This window comes from Kordiimonas lipolytica (assembly GCF_042651265.1).
Taxonomy (GTDB): Bacteria; Pseudomonadota; Alphaproteobacteria; order Sphingomonadales; family Kordiimonadaceae; genus Kordiimonas; species Kordiimonas lipolytica.
In genome coordinates, this window is the sequence record NZ_JBHSCR010000004.1 from 122287 (window position 1) to 133813 (window position 11527).

The following is an 11527-nucleotide window of genomic DNA, read 5'->3' on the forward strand; positions in this document are numbered from 1 at the left end:
GAAGCCCCCTATTCAGCCGCTTCTGCATACCCAAGGCGGGCATTCAGCTTTTCAATCAGTTCACCGGCTGCATCTGCGATTACAGTGCCTGGTGGGAAGATGGCCTCAGCCCCCGCCTTATAGAGCGCATCATAATCCTGCGGCGGAATCACCCCACCAGCAACAACCATGATATCTTCACGGCCAAGCTTTGCCAGCTCTTCCTTAAGCGCTGGAACAAGTGTCAGGTGGCCTGCCGCCAGCGATGAAGCGCCGATGATATGCACATCGTTCTCAACCGCTTGGCGCGCCGCTTCTTCTGGTGTCTGGAACAGCGGCCCGATATCCACATCAAAGCCCAAGTCTGCAAACGCAGAAGCGATTACCTTCTGGCCCCGGTCGTGGCCGTCCTGGCCCATCTTGGCGACAAGAATTCTTGGGCGTCGGCCGTCATTGGCCTCAAACGCCTCAACAAGAGCATGAACCTTTTTCACCGCCGGATTGTTCTTGCCAACTTCTGACTTGTAAACGCCTGTCACAGCCTTGATTTCCGCTTTGTGACGCCCGTAGATCTTTTCAAGCGCCATTGTGATTTCGCCCACTGTTGCCTTGGCGCGTGCCGCGTCAACAGCAAGCGCCAGCAAGTTACCCTGGCCTTTATCGGCAGCCTTGGTCAAGGCCTCAAGCGTGCGTGCAACGTCTGCATCGTCGCGCTCAGCCTTCAGTCGGGCGAGTTTTTCAAGCTGGGCTGTACGCACCGCGCTGTTGTCGACCTTGAGAACGTCTACGTCCTCAACCTCATCCAGCTGATATTTGTTAACGCCCACAACAGTCTGGCGACCGCTGTCGATCCGCGCCTGTGTGCGCGCGGCTGCGTCTTCGATCCTCAGTTTCGGGATACCTGCCTCGATGGCTTTGGCCATACCGCCTTCCGCTTCCACTTCCTGGATATGGGCCCAGGCTTTAGCGGCCAGGTCTGCTGTCAGGCGCTCAACATAATAGCTGCCGCCCCACGGGTCGATAATGCGGTTGGTGCCGGTTTCCTGCTGGATAAACAGCTGGGTGTTTCTAGCAATCCGCGCGGAAAAATCTGTCGGCAGGGCAAGCGCTTCATCTAGCGCGTTTGTATGCAGGCTTTGGGTATGGCCGTGCGCCGCCGCCATCGCTTCCACGCAGGTACGCGTTACGTTATTGTAGACGTCCTGCGCTGTCAGCGACCAGCCGGATGTCTGGCAGTGCGTCCTGAGCGACAGGGATTTGGCGTTTTTCGGGTCAAACTGCTTCACCAGTTTGGCCCAAAGCATACGGGCAGCCCTCATCTTGGCCACTTCCATGAAATAGTTCATGCCGATAGCCCAGAAGAAGCTGAGGCGCGGCGCAAAGGCATCCACGTCAAGCCCTGCGGCAACACCAGAGCGGATATATTCGACACCGTCCGCCAGCGTGTAGGCAAGCTCCAGGTCCGCCGTGGCCCCTGCCTCCTGCATGTGATAGCCCGAAATCGAAATACTATTGAATTTCGGCATGTTCTCAGACGTGAAGGCGAAGATATCCGAAATGATCCGCATCGAAGGTGCCGGCGGGAATATATAGGTGTTCCGCACCATAAACTCCTTCAGGATATCGTTCTGGATCGTGCCCGAAAGCTTCTCGGGGCTCACGCCCTGCTCTTCCGCGGCCACAATATAAAGCGCGAGAATTGGCAGAACAGCGCCATTCATGGTCATAGACACAGACATCTGGTCCAGCGGGATACCGCTGAAAAGCGTGCGCATGTCATAGATGCTGTCAATGGCCACACCGGCCATACCCACGTCGCCCACAACACGCGGGTGGTCACTGTCATAACCACGGTGCGTTGCAAGATCGAACGCAACCGAAAGCCCCTTCTGGCCTGCCGCAAGATTGCGCCGATAGAAGGCGTTACTGTCTTCAGCGGTCGAAAAACCGGCATACTGGCGGATTGTCCAGGGGCGCTGGACATACATGGTCGGATATGGGCCACGAAGGAAAGGCGCAATACCCGGCTTTGTGTCCAGGAAATCCAGGCCTTCCAGGTCCGCTTGCCCATAAACCGGCTTTACCGGAATGCCCTCTGGCGATTGCCAGGCGTCAGTTGATGTGCCTTGGGCTGCATCTGCAGCGCTGAAGGCGACTTTGCTGAAATCAGGAATCCGGGTCATGAACTTGCTCCCGCCATTACGTGGGCCTGCGCCAGCACTTCAAGCACGTCGCAGCCCATATAGATAAACTCTTCAACGCCGGCCAACTTCAGTTCTTCGCTGTTCAGTGGCCGGCCAGCCAGATACACATGCGCGCCGGCTTTCCTCAGACATACGGCAAAATCCTGCCCGAGCGCGTCATACTGGCTATCGCTGGAGCAAATAACCGCCAGCTTGGCGCCGGACGCCTTGAACTCTTCCGCGACAGCCTCAGCGTCATTGCCGCCCGTGCCGTTGACCGACTTGATCCCGCCCGCTTCAAAGAAGTTTTTGGCGAAGGTGGCGCGTGCCGTATAGTCCGCAGCGCTGCCGATGTTCGCCAAATAAATAAGCGGCCGGCTTCCATCCTTCTCCAGGCAGGCATCACTGAATGCGCGCAGCTTTTCGAAATCCTCGGCCAGCCGGTGAAACGCCAAAGGCTCAATCGTCACGCCTGCTGGCGGCAAATCAGCAGGCTCGGCAGGCATTGCGCCGACATTCGAAATCGGCTTTTCGTCGATGTCCGGGAACTCAGAAACGCCCGTGATAGCGTCCTTCCTTTTGGCCAGGTTCGCCCGCCTGGTCGCCCAGGATACAGCCAGATCTTGCTGGATGGCGCGTGCAGCCAAGGCCTTTTCAAGCCCACCAACTGATTCGATTTTTTGGAAATATTCCCATGCCTTAGAAGCCAAATCTGAAGTGATGGATTCAAATGCATAGGATCCCGCTGCCGGGTCCTGCACCCGCGACAGGCCGCTTTCTTCCTGCAGTATGATCTGTAGGTTTCGGGCAATGCGCCGCGCGAAACTGCTCGACATGCCGATCATGCTATCGTGCGGCAAAATGCAGATATCGTCAGCACCGCCAATACCGGCTCCGAAACAAGCAGCCGTTGCCCGCAGGATATTCACCCATGGGTCTTTCACGCTCATCATCCTGAGCGAACTGACCCCGCTCAGGGCCATGCGTGGCGCGTCTTCAAGGCCACACTCTTTCATCACAGCCGCCCACATCAGGCGGGCGGCGCGGAATTTGGCGATCGTCAGGCTGACGTCAGCATCCGCCGCCATTGAAAAAGTGATTTGGTTTGCGGCCGCACGCACATCCATGCCCGCATCCACCATAGCCCTGAGGTAGGACACGCCAGTCGCGATCAGAATACCCAGTTCCTGCGCTTCTGTTGCACCGGCCATGTGATAGGGGCCGCTATCGGCCATGAAGGCTGATACATGGGGGTATCGTTCGGCGACAAACGAAGCGATATCGACTGCCTCGCCCACAGCTGCAGAAAGGGACGTTTTCAGCCGACCGGTCTGCGCAAGGGTCCCCAGCGGGTCAGCGCCCAGCTTGCCATAAACATCGTCGGCATTATGCCCGCGTTCTTCCAGAAGCGTCAGCATGGTCCTTGCTGCTGCGGAAAATTCCTCACCCGGCACCAGCGTGAATGAAGCCATATTCAGGTAAACACCATCAAGGGCCTGCGCCATCTTTTCCACTGGAACCCCGGGGAAACGGCCAGCCTGCAGCCTCAGCGCAACACCTGTTGCACCGCGCGCCAGGTCTTCGAGGATCGCGTCATTAGTGGCTGAGGTGTCAGGATTCCAATGAGGCACAATAACGCCCCATGCGCCTACACGCCCTTGAGGCCTGCCCGACACCCTTGCGTTGCCCTGGGAATAGAGCCCTTGAACGCGAATGCCGTCGTAGGTCTCGGCTGTCATGACCTTGTCGAAGTCACGTTCGCCCAGTGCCCGTTCCACCAGCTCCCGCCATGCCTCTTCGCTAGCGGGCTCGAAAACAGCTGCGAGTTTTAAGTCCTCATTAGACATGTAACCTGTCCCTCAATCAATTGATGGCGGCTTATATGCCGCTCACGAGTTTGATGGTCGCAACCACCAAGAAGATACCGAATGCGATGCTGAGCGCAGTCTTGGGCATCATATGGGCTACCTTAGCACCAACTGGGGCCATCAGAACAGCCGCGACCGCCACAGTAAAGGCAGAAGGCAGATGGATAAAGCCTGCCATGCCAGACGGCAAACCAGCCACATTCCAGCCGCCGACAAGATAGCCGAGCCCCGCTGAAACGCTGATTACCAGCCCAATCAAGGACGCAGTCCCGACCGCCCGATGGATCGGCACGGAATATAGCGTCATATAAGGCACGGAAAAGCTGCCCCCGCCAATGCCCATCACAGCCGAAAAGAAGCCAATCAGGCCCGGCGCCAGATAGCGTCGCCCGCCTTCAGGCAACGCCTGTCCAAGTTTCCAGCGGTCAAACGGCAACATCATCTTTATGGCCACAAGGCTGGCAAGCGTGGCAAAAAAATAAACGAGTTCCTCAGTCTTCAGCCCCTTGGCGAAAAAACTGCCCAGAACCGCGCCCGCAGCCACCACGAACCACCAGCCCTTGACGATAGACCAATCGACACCGTTCTTCCTGTGGTGCGCCAGCACGCTTGATGTATTGGTTGCGATGATAGCTGTCAGGGAAGACGCAATGGCAATATGCATCAGCCACTCTTCCGGCATGCCTATTTGGCGATACACCAGCACAAGCACGGGGATGGTCACGATTCCGCCGCCGATCCCCAGCAGACCTGCCAGAAAACCAGCCACAAGGCCCGCGCCGATCAGTGGCAAAAGATGCGTCAGAATGAGTTCCAAAATAGCTTCCTTGCTGCTGCGCAACATGAACGGGGTGCACTCTACTGCAGTGCAACAAAATCGCAAGAAAAGAAACGGATCAAAGGGACTGGGCCAAAAGAAAACGGGCCAGCGATAACCGCTGACCCGTTCAATTGGTCGGAGAGACAGGATTTGAACCTGCGACCCCTACACCCCCAGTGTAGTGCGCTACCAGACTGCGCTACTCCCCGCCAAGGCGATGCTGATGATACCAGCATTCTGGTGGCGCGGACTATAGCTTTGGCATTCAGGCAGCGCAACACGGTTTTTCGGAAAAATTATCCTTCCCTTGAAACGCTTTGGCTGGCCTGATACGCCGCCCGCGCCGGATGACGTTGGCGCGTCCGTGTGTTGAGATACCGATTGAGAGCAGCAAACAGCAGCCTTGATGTCTCTGCACTTACGATAGCGTCCAGCCGTTCTACCGCGCAGACCATCTTCAGTCGGTGCACGCCGTAGATATAGTCGCCTTCATCCATATTGAAGAGTGCAGCCTTCTGTTTCGCAAGGAAATCCGCCTTGTCCATCACCTGCCATGCTGCGATATCCGGGGCACCCACATAGCCGCTGTTGCGTCCGACAAAACAGGCCATCTGCATCAAACCTGACTGCCAATAAGCCGGGCTATCGGATGCATGCTGATAAACGGCTTCGCCGAACGTCAGCGCGTGGGTGAAATCAAGCCAGCCGACATTGTTTGCAATGGGCTGACTGACACCGTGCTGCAGGTCGAGGTCGAAACCCAGCATGTTCAGGGCTGCAGCACCCAACAGGGCTTCATAAAGTTTGGTTGGGTTGCTGAGCGATGCTGCCGCCTGCGCCATCGCGTTCCGCACTGAAAGCCCAAGAAACTCAGACGCCCCAGGCACGGGAGATGTGCCGGGCTCAACCTGCAGATAGTCTGCGAAACCACGAAACTCCGGAATCTGGTCCTCTCGCGCGGCGACACACAGATACTGCGCCAGTTGCAGCGCCAGCGTTTCCTCGACATCCTCGCCAAGCTGCGCGCTCAGTCGTTCCAGCTTGGCCGCATAAATGGCAGGGTGGCCGAAGCCCGCATAATGGCTGAAGATGAAATCCAGAAAGGCTTGTTTGTTGTCCCTGAAGCGCAATCCTTCATGGTAAGCGCCGCGCACACGCGCCAAGGCCATACCGCTGTCCATTGCCTCTAGGTCATGAACAAACGCACCAGCATCCCATGGCAATGGCTCAGTCGGCACCTCAAGGGGCGGGCTGAAAAGCGCATCCCAGGAAAAGTTCCCGATGGCCTCCAAAAAGGCAACCAGCCGCAGATCCTTATCCGCCCCCGCCAGATCAATCCAATCGGCGAGGCCTGCGTGGGCGTGGCCAAAGCCGCGCTCAAAGCGGGGCAGCGACCACCGGACCACGTGCGCCGCCACCTCTTCATAAGCGACACCCGCCCTATCGAGGCGGCACAAACACCTGGCGATACGCTCATAGTCATGCTCGCCGAGTGACTCTTCAAGCTCTCTGTATGCCTTGGCCGCCTGAACGGATGGCGGGATTGGCGTCAGGTCGATCCAGATATCGGCACCCCGGCGCTCTACCGGATAGGTTCTGACCGGATCCCGGCCCTGAAGCGCCTCGCCGCTTTTCAGATCAAAAGCCCAACCGTGCCAGTTGCACGCCAAGGTGCAGCTATCGTTCAATGTGCCCTCAATAAGGGGGTACCCCTCGTGGGGGCACCGGTTGTTGATGGCAAACAGCCCCGCTTCCGTGCTCAAAAGCGCAATCTGCTTTCCTTCAATCTTCAGGACATGGCGGCCCTTTTCCTCGAACTCTGCAAGCGGGCCCAGATTTTTCCAATCTTTATCGGCGCTGGCTTCGTGCTTTTCCATGTCGTCTCTCCTCGCTGCTGTAACTCGGCCCTGATGCGACCGTATTCTATCCACACTGAATCGCCACCCATGGCAGCCTCCTATTTTCTAAAGTTTTATCTTTAGTAATTTCGATATAGTGCGACCTGTTGATTTATTCAATATTTTTCTTTATAAAATAAACCAAACCAAGGACACAGCATGCAAACTACCCGTGAAATCATCCTGACTGAGCTCAAGCGCACAGGCGCCTGCCGCGCTGACGACATGGCTGAAAAGCTGGAATTGACCCCTATGGCAATTCGCCAGCACCTGTATCAGTTGCGGGACGAAGGTGCCGTTGTGTGCCGGTCAAAACCACAAGGGCGCGGTCGCCCAGCAAAGATGTGGGAGCTGACAGAAAAGGCGGATGTCTATTTCCCAGACGCACACCGGGACCTGTCGCTGGACCTGCTTGAGAGCATGCGCGATCTGTTCGGCGAAGATGGCCTCGCCAAACTGGTGAACCACCGGACGGCGAAGCAGAAAACCCGGTATGAGCATAGCCTTGAGGGTAAACGAGACTTGAAAGCCCGGCTAAAGGCTCTGGCCGCGGAACGGGCCCGGGAAGGCTATATGGCAGAAACCGTGGAAAAGGACGGAGCGCTTTTCCTATTGGAAAATCACTGCCCCATCTGCGAAGCGGCCAAAGCCTGTAGTGGCCTGTGCGGCAAAGAACTGACCTTATTCAAAGAATTGCTTGCAAATGAAGCTGAAGTGGAACGTACAGAACATCTGCTCAGTGGCGGCAAACGCTGTGCCTACAAGATCACACCAAAAAACCAGGAAGGTTAGGCGAGCCGATCCCGCAAGGCCTTCAGGCGCATCAGTACGTCACGCAAGGCTGCCGTGTCAGATACTGCTGTATCCATCTCTGTAGGCTGTTCTTCAGGGGCGGGTACCTCAACCGCAGATGCCACCGTTGGTGCTGCAGCTTCCAGACCATTGTCCGACAAATCGAGCGCTTCAAAGATTGTGGCTTTCACGCCCTGCGCCTTGAACAGCTTCTGAACACCGCGAATGGTATAGCCATCCGAATGCAGGAGCTTCTTGATCGCTTTAAGGAGGGTCACATCATCAGGACGATAATAGCGGCGGTTGCCACCACGCTTCAACGGCTTGACCTGCGTAAACTTGCTTTCCCAGAAACGGAGCACATGCTGTGGCAAGTCCAGTTCGTCTGCCACTTCGGATATGGTACGGAAAGCTTCGCGGCCCTTGCCGCCTCGTGGGCGATCAAGACCTGACGCAGTCTCACTCACAACCGTCTCCTTTAGACCCTGGTTAAGATCCGAGGCTGACCTCAGGTGTTGATGCGGTCTTTCATGACCTGGCTAGGCCGGAAAACAAGAACACGCCGAGGGTCGATCGGCACTTCTTCACCCGTTTTGGGATTACGTCCCATGCGACCGTTTTTCTGGCGCACAAGGAAGCTGCCAAACGAGGAGATTTTCACATTCTCACCAGTCACAAGGCAGTCTGAGATTTCACCGAGAACCGCTTCGACCAAGTCAGCAGACTCGTTCCTCGACAGCCCGACCTCTTCGTAAACTGCTTCCGTCAGATCCGCACGAGTAAGTGTGTTGTCGCTCATGTCTGCCCCCTGCTGGTGAATAGGCAAATTACCTGTTACTAAAAAAGCTAATCCAAGCGCGGAAGCGAGTCAACGCGCCTGTCGGCTTTTAGTCAATATTTAGAAGGGTTTATATCCCCGCCCTTATATTTTGGGCCAGAAAACGGGATTTAACACCTCAAACACTGGAATTATGCGGCTCCGGCAGCAGCCTCATCATCCACAATACGCTGCAAATCTTCGCTGATCAGCCGAATCAGGTCATTTTGCGCCATATCGATGGCTGAGGTGACCGCAGAAGCAAACCCATGCGCGTTGGCGCTGCCATGGCTTTTCATCACCAGACCGTTCAACCCAAGGAACACGCCGCCATTGTGGTTGTTGGGGTCAAGGTGGTCCCGAAGGGAGCGAAGCCCATGCCGGGCCAACAGATACCCAAGTTTCGTGGACATGGATGACCGGAAAGCCCGCCCAAGAAGATCAGTCACAAGACGGGCTGTCCCTTCCGCAGTCTTGAGCGCAACATTGCCGGTGAAACCGTCGGTCACGACAACATCCACTTCGCCCGTGGCGATGTCATTGCCTTCGACAAACCCGGCGAAGTCCAGTGGCAGGTGCTTCGATGCCCGTAGAACATCTGCAGCAGCTTTGATGCTGTCCTTGCCCTTTAGATCTTCAACGCCCACATTGAGAAGCGCAACGGTTGGCTTTGAAAGCCCAAGCACCGTACGCACATAGGCAGCACCCATAATGCCGAACTGCACCAGGTTGTTACTGTCACATTCCACATTAGCCCCAAGATCCAGCATGACGCTTTCACCACGAAGCGTGGGTAACGGGGAAATAAGCGCTGGTCGGTCGATTCCGGGCATGGTCCGGAGCAGGAACTTGGCGAGCGCCATAAGCGCACCAGTGTTGCCGGCAGAAATGGCTACATCGGCTGTACCATCTTTCACGGCCTGAATGGCAAGCCCCATGGAGGACTGACGTCCCTTCCTGAGCGCCTGTGAAGGCTTCATATCGGATGATACGACCTCATCAGTGTGGACGAGAGTGCTTGCTGCCTTCAGGTCAGTGTGCTGGTCCAGAAGTGGCTGAACCCTCGCCTCATCCCCAAAAACAAGGAACTGTGTGCCGGGAAAGAGTGTCCGGGCCTGCGCAATACCTTCAATGACCATGTCAGGTGCATGGTCGCCCCCCATGGCATCGACGGCGATCGTTATATTTTTTGCCACGTATATGTATCCAGTCTAACGCGTTGGTCTCGCGGGTTATTATAAAGCCTAAAGCGCATCCCTCAATGCGCATTCGGCATTTTCATTTGCTATGACCATAGCGATTTTGTTCTGCACTTCAAGATTCGTCGCGCGTTTTCGCGAGAACGGCAAAAGGATTGGGCTTTTCAAGCTCGGGTTCGTTAACGCTCACGCCGGAAAGTTTCTTTGTTTCAAGCTCAGCGCCTTCGGCTCTTGGGTAGGGGTTCATCGAAATCGACAGGGTCTGGGCCAGCACCTCACCCAAAGGAACTATATCGCCTTCCAGGGCATCATAGTCCGGCGCATCCGGATCAAGATACACACCCTCGTCATCCATGCGGTCAGCCATGGCCGGATCAACCAGCATCAGCTCGAAATCGGTCTCGAGTGTTTCTTCGACCGGCTTCAGCGATGCGATACACCGCTGGGTCAGTTTTGCGGAGATAGATCCTTTGACGTGCACACCGCTGTCGGCGCCCTCGTCCCAAACGGACATGTCACCCGAAAGGGACTCGATGGCAACAAGATCAAATCTTTCAGCAAGGTCCTTGCACTGAGCTTCCGTCGCAACCAGCTTGAACTGTTTGGGCTCCCGCTCAAGGTCTGCAATCTTTATGCTGCAATCCAACGAATGTTTATCAGTCATTTATTTCGCCTCCACCTTGATATCCGGAAACTCGAACTGCGACGTAAGCATTTCTTCGAAGCTACAGCCTGCCAATTTCTGCAAGGCCTCAAGCGCATAATCCGCCAATTGCTCGGCCTTGTTTATTTCCGATCCCTTATAAACATTTTTAGCGATCGCAGCTGCAAGACCCGGTTTGGGTGCGTCGGCCAGAATGGCGCGGGAATAGGCTTTGACTCTGCCGAACCAGGCGGCGCCCATCTTCTTGACTTCCTTGCCAACAGACATGTCGCCCACACCCATTTCCCTGAGCGAGCGATCCATGTCGGCAATCATGACCTCCTGCAGCTGCCTGCGTATCTTCTTTGCAGCATCGCCTTCTTTTTCAAACCGGCGATCCACGATAAAAAGATGCAGCAGGATCATGTCAAACCGGCCATCGATATCATCCGTCACACCAAAATCCTGATAAAACACCGGATTTCGGGCCTGGCTAACCAGCTTGCCATAGACCGCATATGCCTGCTCTTTGTTCTGGAACAGAGAAAAAAGTCGCGCAAACATGGCGCCTCCTTGATGTCGCCCCAATCTTCAAGGAAAAGAGGAACAACGGATCACTTGTGCAAAATTTATGGCGTGCTCTAACACGGAGCCTTGCGCCGCGCAACGGTGGCCGTTATTAAAGCACAGGAAGTTTTATCCGAACAGTCTCGGAAATAAGGATAGTACATGAATAAGACCTTTCTTGCGAAACAAGCGAAACCGCTGGCTCTCTGCCTTATGGCCGGTGTTGCCTTGTCCGCATGCGGTAACCGGGCCATGATCCGGGGCTATATTTTCGACAAGGAACTTGCAGACGCTATCCAACCCGGCGTTGACAATCGTCAGTCCGTTGAATCAACGCTTGGGACACCAACTGTCCGCGCCACGTTTGACGACAAAACCTGGTATTATATTTCCACTACGGTGCGCATCCGCCCGGTTTTCTGGCCAGACCCACAGGAGCACCGTGTGATGGCCGTTGCGTTTAATGACAACGGCGTTGTAACCGACGTGAACAACTATGACCTGTCTGATATGCGCCAAGTCGACCCGGTTAATGACGAAACACCGACAAAAGGCCGCAAACAAGGCTTCTTCCAGCAGATCTTCGGCGGCGTAGGCCGGTTTGCTGGCGGATCAGCGCCTGTGGGCAGCCAAGGCGGCAACCGCGGCCCGAACGGCTAAAACCTCCAGAAATTACAGACAAAGAAAAAGCAGCGGTGTTATGTGTCAAGCGCGGCTGCATAGTGATCCCTCATTTTTGCGTTTGCGCGAATGAGGATTTT

11 protein-coding genes and 1 tRNA gene are annotated in these 11527 nt (G+C 55.7%); 2 read left to right on the forward strand and 10 right to left on the reverse strand.

Translation table 11 applies throughout. The annotated features are described in order from the left end of the window. Positions 1 to 8 precede the first annotated feature (8 nt). The 5 genes from scpA to ACFO5Q_RS07735 form a co-directional block, all read right to left on the reverse strand. The gene (gene scpA / locus ACFO5Q_RS07715) at positions 9 to 2162 is read right to left on the reverse strand and encodes a methylmalonyl-CoA mutase (protein ID WP_068149497.1); all 2154 of its coding nucleotides are present in this window, start codon (positions 2160 to 2162) and stop codon (positions 9 to 11) included. After that, positions 2159 to 4009 carry a methylmalonyl-CoA mutase family protein gene (locus ACFO5Q_RS07720; protein ID WP_068149501.1) on the reverse strand — a complete coding sequence of 617 codons (1851 nt, stop codon included), beginning with the start codon at positions 4007 to 4009 and terminating at the stop codon, positions 2159 to 2161. The genes scpA and ACFO5Q_RS07720 overlap by 4 nt, the downstream gene beginning before the upstream one ends. A 31-nt stretch (positions 4010 to 4040) precedes the next feature. After that, positions 4041 to 4847 carry a sulfite exporter TauE/SafE family protein gene (locus ACFO5Q_RS07725; RefSeq protein WP_197421176.1) on the reverse strand — a complete coding sequence of 269 codons (807 nt, stop codon included), beginning with the start codon at positions 4845 to 4847 and terminating at the stop codon, positions 4041 to 4043. Positions 4848 to 4982: 135 nt separating this feature from the next. Beyond that, positions 4983 to 5059, reverse strand: a tRNA-Pro gene (locus tag ACFO5Q_RS07730). A gap of 87 nt (positions 5060 to 5146) precedes the next feature. Then, complete coding sequence (locus ACFO5Q_RS07735) at positions 5147 to 6727, reverse strand: Rieske (2Fe-2S) protein (protein ID WP_068149507.1); 1581 nt, start codon at positions 6725 to 6727, stop codon at positions 5147 to 5149. Positions 6728 to 6907: 180 nt separating this feature from the next. Between ACFO5Q_RS07735 and ACFO5Q_RS07740 the strand changes: the two genes are divergently transcribed. After that, positions 6908 to 7540: a helix-turn-helix transcriptional regulator gene (locus ACFO5Q_RS07740; RefSeq protein ID WP_068149511.1), complete on the forward strand. Its 633-nt coding sequence runs from the start codon at positions 6908 to 6910 to the stop codon at positions 7538 to 7540. Here ACFO5Q_RS07740 and ACFO5Q_RS07745 read toward each other — a convergent pair. The 5 genes from ACFO5Q_RS07745 to ACFO5Q_RS07765 form a co-directional block, all read right to left on the reverse strand. Beyond that, positions 7537 to 8007, reverse strand: coding sequence for a MerR family transcriptional regulator (locus tag ACFO5Q_RS07745; RefSeq protein WP_068149513.1), 471 nt, complete (start codon positions 8005 to 8007; stop codon positions 7537 to 7539). The genes ACFO5Q_RS07740 and ACFO5Q_RS07745 overlap by 4 nt on opposite strands. Before the next feature lie 41 nt (positions 8008 to 8048). Beyond that, positions 8049 to 8339: an integration host factor subunit alpha gene (locus tag ACFO5Q_RS07750; RefSeq protein WP_068149516.1), complete on the reverse strand. Its 291-nt coding sequence runs from the start codon at positions 8337 to 8339 to the stop codon at positions 8049 to 8051. A 170-nt stretch (positions 8340 to 8509) separates the two neighbouring features. Continuing rightward, on the reverse strand, positions 8510 to 9553 hold the full coding sequence (gene plsX / locus ACFO5Q_RS07755) for a phosphate acyltransferase PlsX (RefSeq protein ID WP_082719952.1): 1044 nt from the start codon (positions 9551 to 9553) through the stop codon (positions 8510 to 8512). 118 nt (positions 9554 to 9671) lie between these two features. After that, positions 9672 to 10220, reverse strand: a complete 549-nt coding sequence (locus ACFO5Q_RS07760) for a YceD family protein (RefSeq protein ID WP_068149522.1) — start codon at positions 10218 to 10220, stop codon at positions 9672 to 9674. Next, positions 10221 to 10763 (reverse strand): ubiquinol-cytochrome C chaperone family protein, encoded by a 543-nt coding sequence (locus tag ACFO5Q_RS07765; protein ID WP_068149525.1) that lies wholly within the window; start codon positions 10761 to 10763, stop codon positions 10221 to 10223. 165 nt (positions 10764 to 10928) lie between these two features. Here ACFO5Q_RS07765 and ACFO5Q_RS07770 point away from each other — a divergent pair, with 165 nt between their 5' ends. Further along, entirely contained in the window at positions 10929 to 11426 is a 498-nt protein-coding gene (locus ACFO5Q_RS07770) for an outer membrane protein assembly factor BamE (protein ID WP_068149528.1), read from the forward strand. The last annotated feature ends 101 nt before the right edge of the window (positions 11427 to 11527 follow it).